General features: G+C 34.7%; 22 protein-coding genes. 3 read left to right on the top strand and 19 right to left on the bottom strand.

The genetic code is table 11. The features are described 5' to 3' along the window. From ACEWK1_RS05290 to ACEWK1_RS05255, 8 genes are all read right to left on the bottom strand, one after another. The coding region (locus ACEWK1_RS05290) for a class I SAM-dependent DNA methyltransferase (protein ID WP_416635754.1) at window positions 1-710 on the bottom strand (710 nt) is incomplete at its 3' end. Then, window positions 707-1063 carry a ribosome silencing factor gene (rsfS, locus tag ACEWK1_RS05285; RefSeq protein ID WP_121662907.1) on the bottom strand — a complete coding sequence of 119 codons (357 nt, stop codon included), beginning with the start codon at window positions 1061-1063 and terminating at the stop codon, window positions 707-709. The genes ACEWK1_RS05290 and rsfS, both read right to left, overlap by 4 nt. After that, window positions 1063-1635: a bis(5'-nucleosyl)-tetraphosphatase (symmetrical) YqeK gene (yqeK, locus tag ACEWK1_RS05280; protein ID WP_212136748.1), complete on the bottom strand. Its 573-nt coding sequence runs from the start codon at window positions 1633-1635 to the stop codon at window positions 1063-1065. Before yqeK ends, rsfS begins: the two co-directional genes overlap by 1 nt. Further along, window positions 1625-2197, bottom strand: coding sequence for a nicotinate-nucleotide adenylyltransferase (locus ACEWK1_RS05275; protein WP_121662909.1), 573 nt, complete (start codon window positions 2195-2197; stop codon window positions 1625-1627). The genes yqeK and ACEWK1_RS05275 overlap by 11 nt, the downstream gene beginning before the upstream one ends. 18 nt (window positions 2198-2215) lie before the next feature. Further along, entirely contained in the window at window positions 2216-2509 is a 294-nt protein-coding gene (gene yhbY / locus ACEWK1_RS05270; protein WP_212136750.1) for a ribosome assembly RNA-binding protein YhbY, read from the bottom strand. Beyond that, complete coding sequence (gene aroE / locus ACEWK1_RS05265; protein ID WP_212136752.1) at window positions 2503-3345, bottom strand: shikimate dehydrogenase; 843 nt, start codon at window positions 3343-3345, stop codon at window positions 2503-2505. The genes yhbY and aroE overlap by 7 nt, the downstream gene beginning before the upstream one ends. A gap of 19 nt (window positions 3346-3364) precedes the next feature. Then, on the bottom strand, window positions 3365-4471 hold the full coding sequence (yqeH, locus tag ACEWK1_RS05260; RefSeq protein WP_121662912.1) for a ribosome biogenesis GTPase YqeH: 1107 nt from the start codon (window positions 4469-4471) through the stop codon (window positions 3365-3367). Window positions 4472-4475: 4 nt separating this feature from the next. After that, window positions 4476-4991 carry a YqeG family HAD IIIA-type phosphatase gene (locus ACEWK1_RS05255; RefSeq protein WP_373995109.1) on the bottom strand — a complete coding sequence of 172 codons (516 nt, stop codon included), beginning with the start codon at window positions 4989-4991 and terminating at the stop codon, window positions 4476-4478. 407 nt (window positions 4992-5398) lie between these two features. Between ACEWK1_RS05255 and ACEWK1_RS05250 the strand changes: the two genes are divergently transcribed. Beyond that, window positions 5399-5539, top strand: coding sequence for a sporulation histidine kinase inhibitor Sda (locus tag ACEWK1_RS05250; RefSeq protein WP_121662914.1), 141 nt, complete (start codon window positions 5399-5401; stop codon window positions 5537-5539). Window positions 5540-5737: 198 nt separating this feature from the next. Here ACEWK1_RS05250 and ACEWK1_RS05245 read toward each other — a convergent pair whose 3' ends face one another. Then, window positions 5738-5896 carry a sporulation protein YjcZ gene (locus ACEWK1_RS05245; protein WP_212136754.1) on the bottom strand — a complete coding sequence of 53 codons (159 nt, stop codon included), beginning with the start codon at window positions 5894-5896 and terminating at the stop codon, window positions 5738-5740. A gap of 211 nt (window positions 5897-6107) precedes the next feature. On the opposite strand from ACEWK1_RS05245, the gene sigK reads away from it, so the two are divergent. After that, entirely contained in the window at window positions 6108-6833 is a 726-nt protein-coding gene (gene sigK / locus ACEWK1_RS05240; protein ID WP_121662915.1) for an RNA polymerase sporulation sigma factor SigK, read from the top strand. 150 nt (window positions 6834-6983) lie between these two features. Here sigK and ACEWK1_RS05235 read toward each other — a convergent pair whose 3' ends face one another. The 3 genes from ACEWK1_RS05235 to mtnN form a co-directional block, all read right to left on the bottom strand. Beyond that, window positions 6984-7130, bottom strand: coding sequence for a YrzI family small protein (locus ACEWK1_RS05235; RefSeq protein WP_121662916.1), 147 nt, complete (start codon window positions 7128-7130; stop codon window positions 6984-6986). A 553-nt stretch (window positions 7131-7683) separates the two neighbouring features. After that, window positions 7684-7917 carry a YrhC family protein gene (locus ACEWK1_RS05230; protein ID WP_121662917.1) on the bottom strand — a complete coding sequence of 78 codons (234 nt, stop codon included), beginning with the start codon at window positions 7915-7917 and terminating at the stop codon, window positions 7684-7686. 130 nt (window positions 7918-8047) lie between these two features. Then, on the bottom strand, window positions 8048-8740 hold the full coding sequence (gene mtnN, locus ACEWK1_RS05225; RefSeq protein WP_212136756.1) for a 5'-methylthioadenosine/S-adenosylhomocysteine nucleosidase: 693 nt from the start codon (window positions 8738-8740) through the stop codon (window positions 8048-8050). A 191-nt stretch (window positions 8741-8931) separates the two neighbouring features. Between mtnN and ACEWK1_RS05220 the strand changes: the two genes are divergently transcribed. Beyond that, entirely contained in the window at window positions 8932-9138 is a 207-nt protein-coding gene (locus ACEWK1_RS05220) for a DUF2536 family protein (protein WP_121662919.1), read from the top strand. Window positions 9139-9194: 56 nt separating this feature from the next. Here the strand turns inward: ACEWK1_RS05220 and ACEWK1_RS05215 are convergent, their stop codons facing one another. The 7 genes from ACEWK1_RS05215 to ACEWK1_RS05185 all read right to left on the bottom strand — a co-directional run bounded on the left by ACEWK1_RS05215 (window position 9195) and on the right by ACEWK1_RS05185 (window position 16186). Continuing rightward, window positions 9195-9893, bottom strand: a complete 699-nt coding sequence (locus ACEWK1_RS05215) for a YrrS family protein (RefSeq protein ID WP_162987424.1) — start codon at window positions 9891-9893, stop codon at window positions 9195-9197. A 109-nt stretch (window positions 9894-10002) separates the two neighbouring features. Next, the gene (locus ACEWK1_RS05210; RefSeq protein ID WP_121662921.1) at window positions 10003-11763 is read right to left on the bottom strand and encodes a peptidoglycan D,D-transpeptidase FtsI family protein; all 1761 of its coding nucleotides are present in this window, start codon (window positions 11761-11763) and stop codon (window positions 10003-10005) included. Window positions 11764-11875: 112 nt separating this feature from the next. Further along, complete coding sequence (greA, locus tag ACEWK1_RS05205) at window positions 11876-12349, bottom strand: transcription elongation factor GreA (protein WP_098797910.1); 474 nt, start codon at window positions 12347-12349, stop codon at window positions 11876-11878. Between the two features lie 297 nt (window positions 12350-12646). Beyond that, window positions 12647-13282 carry a uridine kinase gene (udk, locus tag ACEWK1_RS05200; protein WP_098797911.1) on the bottom strand — a complete coding sequence of 212 codons (636 nt, stop codon included), beginning with the start codon at window positions 13280-13282 and terminating at the stop codon, window positions 12647-12649. A gap of 5 nt (window positions 13283-13287) precedes the next feature. Further along, window positions 13288-14556: a peptidase U32 family protein gene (locus tag ACEWK1_RS05195; RefSeq protein WP_232273858.1), complete on the bottom strand. Its 1269-nt coding sequence runs from the start codon at window positions 14554-14556 to the stop codon at window positions 13288-13290. 33 nt (window positions 14557-14589) lie between these two features. Then, complete coding sequence (locus tag ACEWK1_RS05190) at window positions 14590-15519, bottom strand: peptidase U32 family protein (RefSeq protein WP_212136760.1); 930 nt, start codon at window positions 15517-15519, stop codon at window positions 14590-14592. A gap of 22 nt (window positions 15520-15541) precedes the next feature. Next, a complete protein-coding gene (locus tag ACEWK1_RS05185) occupies window positions 15542-16186 on the bottom strand; it encodes an O-methyltransferase (protein WP_212136762.1) in 645 nt (214 codons plus the stop codon). Between the last annotated feature and the right edge of the window lie 160 nt (window positions 16187-16346).

Genomic DNA, 16346 nt, shown 5'->3' with positions numbered 1-16346 from the left:
GAAGAATGCGGTTGACTTTCTACTTGAAAATCACTACAAATTTTTAAAACCTGAAAAGAAGCTGCCGCTAATAAAGAAGTATATTCCTCAATTGAGTATGTTCGTTGGTAGTGTACTTCATCATAGCGCTCATAGAGTTGTTCACGTCTAACAAAAAACGTCATATCGTGTTCAATACTGTGTTCTTCGTCGCCTAAAAAGGAATTCCAAATAAAGCTAACTTCTTCATCTTGATCAGCAAAAGTATGGTTTGCAAAAACATGATGAATTTTATGTATAGAATGGACATCAAAAATAAATAAACCATCCTCTTCAAGCTGTTCAAAAACAGAGTGAAAGGTTGCCTTAATATCCTCTTTTGTTTCTAAATAATTTAAAGAATCACAACAGATTGTCACAACATCAAAAAGCTTAGGAAAACCATTTAATTTTCGCATATCCTGCTTGAGAAATAATAAATTTACTTTGTTCCTCTCAGCCTTTGATTGTGCAACGGTCAGCATATCTTCACTAAGATCGACACCTGTTACCTCTAAATTATTTTTCGCTAAGGATACCGCTATTTCACCTGTTCCACAGGCTACATCTAAAAGAGTAGTTGCTCCCTTATGATACTTTGCTATAGAGTCCTGAATAAACCCAACCCACTGATCATAGGGAGCATCTTTCATTAGATGATCATAAATATAGGCAAAGCCTTTATAAATCATTGTTCTAGCTCACTAGTGAGATCCTCTGTTGGAGCATCTCCCCATAAACGCTCTAAATTATAATAGCCTCTTTCATCTTTATGAAAGACATGGGCAACGACATCACCTAAGTCAATTAGAATCCATCGAGCTTCATCAAAGCCTTCAAGTCGTTTGACATTCATACCTGTTTCTTCCGCTTGTTCTTTTATTTCTCTAGCAATAGCTTGTACCTGTTTATCTGAGTTTCCGTGGCAAATAAAGAAATAATCGGCTATAAGGGAAATTCCATTCATGTTTAGTGCAATAATGTCCTCTGCACGCTTACTGTCTGCTGCTTTTGCTACTGTTGTTAAAATATCTCTACCTGTCATTAACTCGATTTTCCTCCTTTTAAAACTAAAGAATTGTATGTTTTAATCGTATCTGGATAAATAGCTTGATTTTTTTTAAGTAAGAATGTAATCGTATTTTGTAAAGATTTGATTAATGCCTGATCCAGACTGGTCTTAGCAAGCTCTCTTACTTCCTCCACACCAGGAAATTGTCTACCTGGTTCTATATAGTCTGCCACATAAATGATTTTTTCAAGCAATGTCATATTAGGACGCCCAGATGTGTGGTATTTAATTGCCTTTAAAACCTCTTTATCTTTAATGCCTACTTCTTTTTTTACAAGATAGGCACCAACGGGAGCATGCCAAAGCTCACTATTATGTTCTAACAATTTTTGGGGCATATCTTGTTCTTCAATAATTTTTTTCATTTCTTTTTTTGGTCTGAACTTAGCATAATCGTGAAAAATAGCTGCTGTTTCTGCCTTCTTGACATCTCCCCCGTACAATTCAGCCAAGGAAATAGCTGTCTCCATGACACCCAGTGTATGAACATAACGATGCTCTGTTAATTGCTCAGCAACAATTTTCAAGGCTTTATCACGTTCCATATAAATGATTCTCCTCTATATATCTTTTCACATTGTTCGGCAGAAGATAATCAGTATTTCCATTTTTTCTTAAACGTTCTCTCAACATTGTTGAAGATACCTCAAACTGAGGAATTTCAACCTCAGTAACCGGGTATAAAGTGCTTGTCTTAAATCCAGCTCTTTTCACTCCAACAAAAGTAACTAGCTTAATAATCTCATCTATTTGATGCCATTTTGGTAAATACTCAATCATATCTGCCCCTATTATAAAATAAAAACCATATTCAGGAAATTCTTCAAGCAGCAACCTTAATGTATCGTATGTATAAGATGGACCTTCACGTTCTAATTCAATTGTATTTACTTCAAAATGTTGATGATCTTTAATAGCAAGCTTAAGCATATTAAGCCGATGTTTACTATCAGTAAAATGCTCAGTTTGTTTATGAGGAGGAATTTGGTTAGGAATAAACCATATTTCCGATAATTGCAAAGCATGTAAGACTTCACTAGCAATTAATAGGTGGCCCAAATGCGGAGGATCAAATGTTCCACCTAGTATTCCTATTTTCTTTTTCATTCCCCATCCCCCCATAGATTAATTTGGTAAACGGATTTGTTTATTCTCTCTAGATTCTTTATACAAAACAATCGTGTTTCCGATGATTTGTACAAGTTCAGCTCCTGTACCTTCTACAATCTGATCAGCGACTGTATTTTTATCTTCTTCACAATTTTGAAGTACAGATACTTTAAATAACTCACGTGCTTCTAGTGCATCTGATAGTTGATTAATCATATTTTCATTCACGCCACCTTTTCCAACTTGAAAAATTGGGTTTAAATGATGGGCTTCTGAACGTAAAAATCTTTTTTGCTTTCCTGTTAGCATGATGTACCTCCTAGTTTGTTATGAACAATTGCTGACATTTTTTCAATTGATGGAGTTTTTCCTGTCCATAAGTCAAACGCAAGGGCTGCTTGATGAACAAACATCCCAACACCCGTATGAACGGTTAATCCAAGGGATTTCGCCTCTTTTAAAAGGGCGGTTTGAATTGGATTATAAATAATATCACTTACTACCGCAGATTTTTTGGCATTATTCAATGAGATTGGTTTTTGATCAACATTTGGATGAAGCCCAACGGCAGTGGTTTGAATAATAATGTCATACTCTTGAATCGTTGCTTTAGCCTCTTCTAATGATAAGGCTTTGCTTGTGTTTAAAAAAGGGCATTCTTCAATTAATTCCTCAGCTTTTGAAATCGTCCGATTACATACATCAACATGTTGAGATCCAGAATGCGTAAGTGTGAGATAAATTCCTCGAGCTGCTCCCCCTGCACCAATAATTAGTACCTTATTCTCTGAGAGAGGTTTTTTAATTACTTCTTTTAATGACTGAACATATCCATTACCATCTGTATTATGACCAATCAATTGTCCATTTTCATTAACTACTGTATTAACTGCTCCAGCAATCTTTGCAGTTTCATCCAGTTGATCTAAATAAGGAATAATTGATATTTTATGTGGAATTGTTACATTAAACCCCTTAATATCAAGGGTTTTCAATGCTTGAACAGCTTCTTCTAGACGGTCTGGCTCAACATGAAACGCATGATAATGACCATCTAAATTATTTTCTTTGAATGCATCATTATGAATAGCTGGTGACATCGAATGCTCAACCGGACACCCAATTAAACCGTATAACTTCCCCATATCTATCATCTCTCCCCGATTAAATTAATGATTTTCTTAACGTAACATTAACTCCCTTTGGGGCATAGGCAACGATTTTTTTTCCAGGATTATTAACAGTCACCCACCCCAAACCTGAAAAGACCACATCTGTTTTCCCTTCACTAATTGAAAATTCATGAGGAATTAGTTTCGGAAAGGTTTCAACCTCTTCTTTTCGTGGTGGTGTTAATAATTCTCCTGCATGCTTTTCATACAAAGAATCTGCATTTTCTAGCTTTGTTCGATGGATTGTTAATTCATTCGGAATATAGCAAACCAATGCTTCTCTTCCACCTGCTACATAATCCAGTCGAGCCAACCCACCGAAATACAATGTTTGACTTTCATTTAATTGAAAAACTTTTGGTTTGATTTCTTTTTTTGGACTTAAAAGCTTTAAATCGCGTTTATCAACATAATGAGCCATTTGGTGGTGATTAATGATTCCTGGAGTGTCGTATAAAGATGCCCCATTGTCCAGTGGAATTTCTATCAAATCTAATGTTGTACCTGGATAATGTGAAGTTGTGATGACATCATTGACGCCTGCTACTTCTTTAATCATTCGATTAATAAAGGTCGACTTTCCAACATTTGTACAGCCTACTACATACACATCTTGTCCATCACGGTATTCATCAATTAATTCAGCAACCTCTCTAATACCGTGGCCTCTTGCAGAGCTTACTAAACAAACATCGATTGGCTTTAAGCCTAATTCCTTTGCTTCTCTCTTCATCCAATTGATCAGCTTTTGTTTTTTAACTGATTTCGGTAATATATCACTTTTGTTTCCTACTAATAATATTGGATTACCTTTTACAAAGCGTTGAATTCCTTGCAACCAACTTCCGCTAAAATCAAATATATCAACAATTTTTACAATTAATCCATTTGTTTCACCTATGCCATGTAAAATCTTTAAAAAATCATCATCTGTAAGTGAAACATCCTGTATTTCATTATAATTTTTTAAGCGAAAACATCTTTGGCAAATGATCTCTTCTTTTTCTAATGCACTCGGTGGAGCATACCCCAAAATCTTAGAGTCTTCGGTTTGAATGGCTACTCCACAACCTATACATGAAAATTGTTGCTCTGACACGTTTTTATTCCTCCCATTGAATCATACCTTTTCGCTTCAAGTTTTCCATGATTCTCCGTTCTATCATGCGATTAATTCTTGTGAAAAAACCATCTGTTGAAGCAACTGGAACGACCAAAATCGTTTGAAAGCCATTACGGTTTCCACCTAACACATCTGTTAAAAGCTGGTCACCAATCACAACGACTTCATCTTTTTTTAAGTTCATATCCCTTACAGCTTTTAAAAATGCCTTGCCCATTGGTTTTCTAGCCTTATATATAAAAGGGATTGAATGAGGCTCCGAGAATGCCTTTACACGTTGTTCGTTATTATTGGAAACAATTGTAATCTTCATTCCTAGATCTTTTACCTCTTTAAACCATTGGAGCAACTGTGGAGTTGCATTTGGGCGGTCCCATTCGACAAGTGTATTATCTAAGTCTGTAATAATTCCCTTTATTCCACTATCTTTTAATTTCTTAGGAGAAATATGAAAAATACTTTTTACATATTCACCTGGTAAAAATAACTGTAGCATGAGTTTTGACACCTCATTATTCATTTTTTTGCCATCTTACATCATAACGAATTTGACACATACTTTCAAAACAAAATTAAAGTATATGTACAAAAGCTAGAAAAAATATCAAAAACTTTTCGACAAATTCCGACCCTCTTCAACAGGTGTGGATAATATTATACACATTATCCCCCTTGAAATACCTCATTTTATCCACCTTATAAACAACATACCCACAATTTATCCACTATTAAATGTGGATAACAGAACGGTTGTTCTCACAAATTATTCATGTTAGATTTAAATCAATAGCAAAATATAACATTTTAACAATGACTAATTAAGCAAGATTGAATGACTGCTTCACCTTTAAAAGATATGAAAAATGTTAGGAGGTGTAGAGCCAACTTAATTGGCCACCCAACATGCGCAAACTTTCTGACGAGTTATTAATTGAATCGTATTTTAAAGCAACTGAAATGAAACTAAATGATGATTTTATAGAACTAATTATAATGGAAATTAAACGCCGTTCTTTGGGACATGTATTAAAAGCTTCTTCATAAGCTTCTACATGCCGCTTAGACGGCTCTTTTTTTATCTTTGCTCTTACTATGTTATCCAATCAAATTTCACACTACACGCATTCTTATTATGTATCTTCTAATTTGTGAATGTTATTATACCATTAGTTCACAGGTACCACTATCATTATTTATCAAGGGTACATGAAATAACCCCCATCGTGCTGGGGGTTCATCACTTTACTTATAATAGTTGTAATAATAGTAACCTCCACCAATAACCAAAAGTAAGATTAGCAGCACGACGATAAATGCATACCCATACCCATATCCAGTTCCCCCTGCTGCATTTGCGTAATATGGGTATGGTGCCGGTCCATATGGTGAATATCCGTACATCCTTATTTCCTCCCTCTATGATGTTAACTACTTTATAAATATGAACATTCCACCCATATCGTTTAGGCTACTATCCATAAATCGTCCAAAAAAATATTCTGTTAAAACTTATTATTGGCTTTTTTATGTGTACAGACACGAACAAGCCTCTACTTACATACACATGACTTATAGGCACTTGCCTACATAAAGTATTACTGGAGGTGGAGGTATGACAGGGCTCATAACAGCACTTGGCTTTTTTGTTAAAGAATTAGTGTTCTTAGTATCTTATGTGAAAAATAATGCCTTTCCACAGCCTTTGTCTGCGTCAGACGAAAAGAAGTATTTAGAAAAAATGTCTGAGGGTGATGAATACGCAAGAAATCTTTTAATTGAACACAACTTGCGTCTCGTTGCCCATATTGTAAAAAAATTCGAAAACACCGGGGAAGACTCGGAAGATTTAATTTCAATTGGAACAATCGGCTTAATAAAAGCAATAGAAAGCTACTCACAAGGTAAAGGAACAAAATTAGCCACGTATGCGGCTAGATGTATTGAAAATGAAATTTTGATGCACTTACGGGCATTAAAGAAAACCAAAAAAGACGTTTCCTTACACGATCCAATCGGTCAAGATAAAGAGGGTAACGAAATTAGTTTAATTGACGTGTTGAAATCTGAAAATGAAGATGTAATTGAAACAATCCAACTAAATATGGAACTAGAAAAGGTTAAGGAATATATTGATATTCTTGACGGAAGAGAACGAGAAGTTATTGTTGGCAGGTTTGGTCTTGATCTTAAAAAGGAAAAAACTCAACGTGAGATTGCAAAAGAATTAGGTATATCAAGGAGCTATGTATCTAGAATCGAAAAGCGAGCTTTAATGAAGATGTTCCACGAATTTTACCGAGCTGAAAAAGAGAAGAGAAACCGATTAAAGGAAAAATAAAAGTAACATAAAAAGAGAAGGGAGGTCCCCTTCTCTTTTTCATTTTTATTTACTACTTAGCTAGGCAGTGTCCTTCTCAACAGTTAAATGTAGTAATAGTTCAATCTTCATCATTTTCATCGCCTCCAAATTTTTAGTAAGTTGTTTTAATTACATTTCACGATAAACTCCAAATTGTTTTTCTTTCATTTCATCCATTCTTTTTTGGATCTCTTGATTTCTTTCAACATCATTTTTTGAATTTTTTCTTTTTGAAACTGAAAGGGTCAATGTGATAAAAAATAAGTTAATTGTCATGTGTATCACCTCCTTTAAAGCATTTAACACCTCTTGCTGTCTTTACACAGGTTGCCAAATCTTTAAGAGGACACTCCTTTGTAGGAGTCTTTTATTTTCTTTAACAGTAAAGGTAGGAAGTAAGAACACATGGGTACTTGAAGAACGTCTAATGCTTAACGATCCTCCATAATTACTGAAAAAAGTAAATAAAAACGCCACAGGGGCAACCTGTGACGAAATAAAGACATATAAAACGCCACAAGTTAAACCTATCAACCTGTGGCGTGTGGTTACTTTTATCATGAAATGTAAAAATAAACTACTATTGAGATACACCAGTGCGGTCGAGTAGATCTTTTATTATTTTGTTGTCTTGTTTTTTCGATACAGCAATACATTTGATCATTTTCTTCGACCTCCTTAAGTTTATTTATTACAATGGTAATTATATCCACAATTTCCATTTCTGTAAACAACATTTCTTACATTTATTAAAGTTTATATTTTCTGAAAATTAACCTCGATATGAACAGTCTATAACAAAAAAACCGATCCATTTAAAGATCGGTTTTTAACGTTCCTCTATTTCATCTAACTGTTTTTTAAAATGTAATGACTTTTTAAAACATAGGAAAGATCCAATTAAAAACAATACAGTAGTAACCATTAGGATAGTGTCATATAGTTCTTGTTTTCCCTCGTCAGGAAGTACAACGCCAATATATAAGAAAACACTTACAGCTAATAGAATAAAGGCATAGTGCTTAAAATCCATCATAAGTGCTTGTAGCTTTTTCTTAGTCATTTCATCACCTACTAAAAGTGTTATACAAACACAATAACACAGACTAGTAGACTATTAATCAAGTAAATAAATCCAAATAAGGGAACCTATAAAAAAGACGATCATGAACGAATATTCATGATCGTCTTCTTTAAATGGACTCAACAATCTTTAAGACTAAATTAGCTGAGTGCTTAGCAGCTTGATTTAAAAATTGATCAAAAGAGATATTAGATTCTTTACCCGCAATATCAGATAGTGCTCTTATCACTACAAAAGGTACTTCAAATTGATGACATACCTGAGCAATTGCAGCAGCTTCCATTTCACCGGCATATAGGTCTTGAAATTTACTTCGGATAAACTCAACTTTATCTGGATCGCTTAAAAAAGAGTCACCTGTTACAATCAATCCTTTTGCTACCTGTATGTCTGTTATTTCTTCTGCTTTTTTTGTTGCAATTTCAACAAGCTTAGCATCAGGAGTATATGCTGCAGGTAGTCCTGGTACTTGTCCATACTCATAACCGAATGCTGTAACATCAACGTCGTTGTGTCGAACTTCAGTAGAAATAACAACATCTCCTACATTTAATGAAGAATGAAATCCACCTGCAGATCCGGTATTAATAACGTAATCAGGCTGATAACGATCCAAAAGCAAAGTAGTACTTAATGCTGCATTTACTTTTCCAATTCCGGATTTTAAAAGAATAACTTCAATCCCTTTGTAAAGCCCCTTTGTAAATTCACTTCCAGCTATCACTTGCTGCTCTTTGTTATCCAGTTTATCTCTTAGGATGGTAACCTCTTCTTCCATCGCTCCAATAATCGCAACTTTCATTTCATTTCATTCCTTCCTTGTGTATCTATAAACATTATGCTATGTAGTTATGAAGTCTCCTAATAGAGTTTACCCATTTCGAGTCCTTAAAGCAAGGTCAAACAGGTCTAGCATCATCATTATGGTGTTGAAGCTACTCTTTTGGTACTATTTATGGTAGATAAAATCAACTAGTTTTGAGGTGGATATGAATGAATTTACAATTAGATTTACTTAAAGATAAGATAGAATTTTTTGAGGGACATACGATAAAAGACCTTGAGAAGAAAATAAATGAACAAATTGTTCATAACCAAGCTATTTTGTTACATGTTCACTCTGTATCACATCAGATGCACGTGAACGAGGAAGGGAAAAAATTTTATAGTGCTGTTGTTCATTTTAAAGCAAACTTTTAATAATTAAAAAGGGATGTTTGTACGGTCACAATTAACCGTATAAACATCCTTTTTTATTATTGTAATTTTTCAATTTTTGTTGGCATCCAGCCTTCATTCTCAACCCATGTAATATACACTTTATATTTTACAGATTGATCTTTTGGTGAAATTGTTCCTGCTGCATCATTTGGTCCACCATTATTACCAAGATACCAAATAATCATATCTGATTCAGGAATACCTGTTGCATAGCTCAAAGCCTTTGTCATCTCATTCCAATCCTGTGAACCCTTAGTATAGTTTGCTGAATGCGGCTCTGATTGAGAAGTCCCAATTGGTTCCCATCCAGAACTTTCAATTGTTTCTGCAATACCTGATTCTGGATCTCCCTCGGTAATAGTTGCTTCATCAAATGAATCTTCTTCTTCTGATTCAGTTCCTTCTTTTTGATCCATGTTTTCATCAGTTTCTTTCTGTTTTGCTTCCTCGCTACCATCTTCGGTGTTTTTATCTTGATTCTCTTTTTGATTTTCTTCTTTATCGGTATCAGGGTTTTCCTCTTCAGCTTTATTTTCTTCACTAGCTACTTGTATATCTGGTTGTTCATTGTATTTAGCTGTTTTTTCAGTTTGGTTTGCACCCAAGATAAGTTGAGAGCCAATAACAAAAATCAGGACTAATACAATACCAATTAAAGTGTTTAGTACTATATTTGTTTTTCTTTTCTTATCTCTTTTTTCATAACGAGAGCTGTTTAAATGTTGATTACTCAATGCCCTACACTCCTTTATCCCTCAAACCTTCAGTCTTTATTCTAGCATTAGTACTATTTTCTATCTAGTCGTATCATAAAGCTTAATCCCAAGGATTTCCACTCCTAAACTAGTTTTTTCGTTCGTCAATTTTAGACATCTCTTCTACAACATCATAAAATGCTGCATTTGTACCGGCCTCAGCACTTGTTGTATCCATTTCAACTACGACCAGTGCATATCTAGGATTAGAAGATGGAAAGTAGCCCGCAAACCATTTGTTGTATAATGTGTGACCATCCTCATCTTTTTTCCCTGTTTGTGCTGTTCCTGATTTACCTGATACCTCAAAAGAAGAAGCTTGAAACCTTCTACCTGTCCCCTCAGGGTCTGTGACGACTAATCGAAGAAGTTTTTGTAGCTTAGATGCAGTAATTGGTGAAAGTTTTTCTCCTCCTAAAGAATTAGACGTAAATGAGAACATATTAGTTCCATTTTTATATAATATATTTTTTACGATTTTTATTTGTTCTTTCTGACCGCCTCTTGCGATTGTTGCCATCATATTTGCGATAGCTAGCGGTGTAATTTTTACATTTTTTTGACCAATAGCCGTTTGATCAATAGCTTTTTCTACACTTTTATCTTTTTCATCTCCCCAAATATTACCTGTTTTTTCATCAGGTAGCTGTTTAAAATTTTCATAATGGAATACTTCACCACTCCAGCCAACTGGACCGATTAATCCTAATTTATCCGCTGTATTTTCAATTACATTTTTATCTTTTTCCATTAATTCCTCTGCTAAAGTTGTAAAAGTATAATTACAGCTTTTTGCGAAGCTTCTTTCAAAAGAAAGTTGTCCATCATCCTGACCACCATCATCTTCTCCATATAAATTTAAGCTACAATTAAATTGTCTTGTAGCATCATCTAAACCATATTCAATTGCTGCTGCAGAAATGACAGTTTTAAATACTGAACCAGGAAAAAGAGGTTGCAACATATAATTTGTTAACGTACTTGATTCAGAACGATTTAATGTTGGCCTACTTACCATTGACAAAATCTCATTATTTTCAATGTCCAGTAAAACAAGTCCACCTTTTTCAACTTTTTGTTGATCCAATACTTTTTCCGCCATCTCCTGTATATTTTTATCGATTGTCGTTTGAACGGTTACAGGATAAAAAGGATTTGAGTCAGCAATGTATTTTACATTAATTCCAAATAAAGGATGACCGTCTCCATCAACATGGTATAGAAGCTTTGTTTCTGCATCTGGCAATAAGAATTCATCAAATGCCTTTTCAAGCCCTGTTACACCAATTTTTGTTTTATAAGATAAGTCAGTACGATCTGGATACTTTTCCCTCAGGCGTTCAGCGTTTTCTCCGGTAATTCCAATTATATGCTCACCTAATGATTCGTCTAAGAGGGTTTGTCGATATATCCCAAACACTCCAGGTATCTCAAGTTTATTTATTTTTTCTAATTCTGCTTTTGTTAATTTTACTCCATCGTCTTTAGACAGGACCACTGGCTCTTTTGTATCTGAAACTAGTCCCTTTAGTTCATTACTTGAGATGTTAACAATATTAGACAGTTCCTCTGCCGGCCATGAAATTTCTTTTAAAAAGGGAAATAATACAAGCGAAGGTTCTGCGTGTTTTTGAATTGATTCTCCATTTCGGTCCACGAAGCGACCTCTACCGTCATCAATAACAACTTCCTGTGTTCTTTGATTCACACTTTCCTGAACAAGATTTACTCCCTTTTTCGAAAATGATTCTGTGTGAATTAATTGGATATCCGCTAACCTGTATAAAATAGCACATAGCATTAATATAAAGAAAATACCTAATACAAGCATTCTTCTATTTGGATTCATAAAAACCTCCTGTAGGTGTTTATAGATCCCATTTATAACGGTATAATGCACCATTAAATAAAAAACACCTCGTCTCCATTTTGGACGAGGTGTTTCGTATATAAACCTTTTATTAGCTAATGTTCACAATTTTAACAAGCATTTCTCCGCCTGGTGTTTGAACAGTTACTTCATCATCAACCTTTTTACCTAATAAACTTTTGGCAATTGGAGAATCATTTGAAATTTTACCTTCAAAAGGATCAGCTTCAGCACTACCAACAATTGTGTATGTTTCTTCCTCACCGTCTGGAAGCTCTGTAAATGTAACAGTTCGTCCTAAAGAAACGGAGCTTGTATCTGCTTCACCTTCGATGATTTTTGCATTTCGGATCATATTTTCTAATGTTGTAATACGGCCTTCAACAAAAGCTTGTTCCTCTTTTGCAGAATCATACTCAGAGTTCTCAGATAGATCTCCAAAGCTACGCGCAATTTTAATTCTTTCTACTACTTCTTTTCTCTTAACCGTTTTCAAATATTCAAGCTCTTGCTCAAGCTTATCTTTACCTTCCTGAGTCATAGGAAAAACTTTTTCTTGTGCCATGTTTGTTCCACTCCTTCTAGTAGACTTCCCCGTCGTACTGAATCATTCATGCTTGTTACTTTCTTTATCTTTAATGAAAATAAATATGTAAAGCTAAGGCATCTCATTGCCTTAAGTAAGAAAGATGTTGAAGCATAATTTCGTCTGATATTATCAGGCATCGTATTCACTTGATAGTATGTAAAAAAGCAAGGGCAACAATGTGTGTGCCCTTCACCTATCAAATCCTCACATAAAAAAAGAAAATGATTACCTATACATAATATGATCACAGTAGACTTTATCTATGCTATGTTATTACAAAATTGCATTTAGTTCAAGAATTGTTTGAATTTTTGTTACCATTAAGTCGATTGCAACCATATTTTGTCCACCCTCAGGGATGATAATATCTGCATATCTTTTCGTAGGTTCAATGAATTGATTATGCATGGGCCTGACGACAGAAATATATTGTTCAATAACTGAGTCAATAGAACGCCCACGCTCTTTTATATCACGTAGGATGCGTCGAATAATTCTAAGGTCTGCGTCTGTATCGACGAAAAGCTTAATATCCATTAAATCACGTAAACGTTCATCCTCAAGGATAAGGATTCCTTCTAAGATGATAACATCCTTTGGCTCTACTACAATAACATCTTCAGATCTTGTATGCAATTTATAGTCATAAACCGGTTTTTCAATGGCTTCATGATGTAGTAACATATTTAAATGCTCAATCAATAAATCATTATCAAAAGCAAAGGGATGATCATAGTTTGTATTTAACCTTTGTTCAAAGGGTAAATGACTTTGATCTTTATAATAGAAATCTTGTTCAAGCATTAAAATTGAGTGTCCTTTAAAATGTTCGTAGATTGCTTTAGTTACGCTCGTCTTACCAGAACCTGAGCCTCCAGCAACCCCAATGACAACCGGTTTTTTTGCCATTTGTATTAGAACCCCTTTCGCATCATGTTGTTTCTGAAGACTGGTTTATCCACTTTGAATTTCACAATTTGCAATGGATGACGGGCCGCATCAAGCTCTATTCCATCTTCATCCCAAATCTTCTCAATCTTTTGTGTAAAGTTATCGATTTCTGGACCGAAGAATTCGACTGTTTCACCAGGCTTAAAATGATTACGCTGCTGCAGTGTAATCATTTGCGTTTCGTTGTCATAATCCAATACAAGTCCAGCAAAATCATATTCCGTTTTTTTGCTGTGGTTACCAAACATTTGTTGTTGAAAACCAGGAACGCCTTCAAAGAAAGCAGAAGCAGTTTCGCGATTTGCACATTTGTCCAGCTCTTTTAGCCATTCTGGGTCAATTTTAAAGTTATCAGGATCTGCACAGTATGCATCAATCACTTTGCGATAAACGCTAACTACTGTAGCTACATAATGAATAGACTTCATTCGACCTTCAATTTTCAGACTATCAATTCCTAGCTCTATCATCTTAGGAATTGATTCAATTAAGTTTAAATCTTTTGGACTCATAGCAAAATGTGCATCTTTTTCTTCAAATAAAGCTACTTCCTCATTATCTTTCAACTTAAAGAGATCATAATCCCATCGACAAGATTGACAACAACCACCACGATTTGAGTCACGTGCAGTCATATGATTACTTAAAGTACAACGACCGGAGTAGGCAATACACATTGCACCATGGATAAACGCTTCGATTTCAATATCAACCTTTTCTTTCATTTCCTTAATTTCTACTGCACTAGTCTCACGAGCTAACACAACACGCTCGAGTCCTTCTTCTTTCCAAAACTGAACTGCTTTCCAGTTTGAAAGAGATTGCTGAGTACTTAAATGTACCTCAAGCTTTGGTGCAACACGACGACATGTTTCGATAATCAATGGATCAGCTACAATGATTCCTGTTACACCTGCACCTTGAAGCCCCATTAAATATTCATCGAGACCGTCAATGTTTTCATTATGTGCAAATATGTTTGTTGTTACATAAATTTTAGCACCATATTTATTGGCAAACTGTACACCCTCTGCCATTTCCTCTAAGGAGAAATTACCTGCATTTGAACGTAAACCATACTCTTGTCCACCAATAAAAACCGCATCCGCACCATAATGAACAGCGATCTTTAATTTTTCTAAATTACCAGCGGGTGCTAATAATTCTGGTTTTTTCGTAATGACTCGTTTTCCATCAACGATTTCTGAAATTTTATCAATAACTGCAGTCACTTTTTTCACTCCTTTGTTCATTTTATAAAAGAATTAGTACACTGTTTCTTTAAAGAAAAATCCTGTATCTAAAGGACGGTTTTTCGCCTGTAATTCTTCTATTTCTTCCAATAACGTATCTTTTACCTCTTCATATTCAGCATTATTCTCAACACAAAGATCAATTGCTTTTCGGTATTTTTTTGTTACTTCAATAATATATTCAGGAGTTTGAAGAACTCCATCAATCTTAAATGAATCAACACCTGCATCAATCATTTCTCCGAGCTCATCAATAATACACATATCATTTGGACTCATAATATGTGTGCCATTCACTTCTTCAAAAATCGGATACTTATTATCTCGTTCTGGATCAAATAGAAACATTGATTCGTTCTGATCACGTTTTTCTACCTTCAATGCTTTACCTTGGTATTCAAAATAGTTTCCTAAAAGATTTCGTTTAGATTGGAACATACAAGTCATGCCATGAACTTGTACTTCAATCTCAACTTCTGCATTCTCTTTTATTTCCACAATAGCATCCATACTTAATTCTCTTGCAAGTACAGCGCGTTTTGCACCCTTTCTTCCCCAATAATTACATGTATACCAGTTAGTTGCTGTTGTTTCAGTATTCCAATGGAGTTTTAACTCTGGAGCTACCTCTTTAGCAGCCATTAGCACAGCTGGATCACCGAAAATAACAGCGTCTGGCTTAATCTCATTTAAAAAGGATAAATATTTTTCAACCTCTTCTATTGATTCATTATGAAAAACCGCATTCATTGCAACGTACACTTTTTTATTATGTTTATGAGCAATATTAATTGTTTCTCTCACTTGGTCTTGTGAGAATTCACCTGCAAGTCGAAGACCAAACTTTTGTTCACCAATAACAAATGCATCTGCACCAGCATGAATTAAAGGGAGAATATCGTCTACTTGTTTTGGTGTTACTAATAATTCTGGTTTAGTCATTTTCCAACCACCTCGTTACCTTTCATTTTCTTCTAGTTACGGCAATTCCGTCTCCAACTGGAATGAATGTTGTTTCATAGCCTTCTAACGTAGACAACATTTTGTTATATTCATCTAATTTCCTAACAAGTGTACGTTGTCTTCTTGTGCTCAGTTCTGAACGATCTCTTGCAACGGTTCCTTTAAATAACACATTATCCGTATAAATCATCCCTGTTTTAGACAGCATTGGTTCATATAAATCATAAAACTTCTTATATTTAGCTTTTGTAGCATCTATAAACATAGCATCAAATGGACCATGTTTCTCTATCTCATCAGCTAGTGTTAAGGCATCTCCAAGATAGGTGATAATCCTATTCTCTAGTCCAAGATGTTTAATATTTTGTTGAGCTACTTCAAAGCGTTCTTCATCCATTTCAACACTAATAATCTGTGTTTGTGGCAATTGTAGTGCCATACGAATAGCTGAATATCCGATAGCCGTTCCAATTTCAAAAATTTTCGTTGGCTTTTGCATAGATAAAAGCAATAAAAGTACTTCTATCCCTATCTTCTCCATTATCGGTACTTCATGCTCTTGTGCATATTGTTCTATTTCTTTAACAAATTGTGGACTTTCAGGAATTAAGTTCTCCACATACATGATCACGTCATTAGGTAACATGTTGCCCTCCTGCAGATTTAAAGCGCCAACTGAAAACTTGAGGAAGATCGACTTATACCTGCAAGAGTCATATAGCGCTAATGTAAACTAAGATGATATCAAATCACGAAAAGAAGAGCCCCATACATGAGAACTCTTGTTTTAGCATTTATTAAAATTT

This window comes from Metabacillus sp. YM-086, assembly GCF_048059995.1.
GTDB lineage: Bacteria > Bacillota > Bacilli > Bacillales > Bacillaceae > Metabacillus > Metabacillus litoralis_B.
Note: the sequence above shows the minus strand (reverse complement) of the source record. Positions and strands in the feature narration are given on the sequence as shown.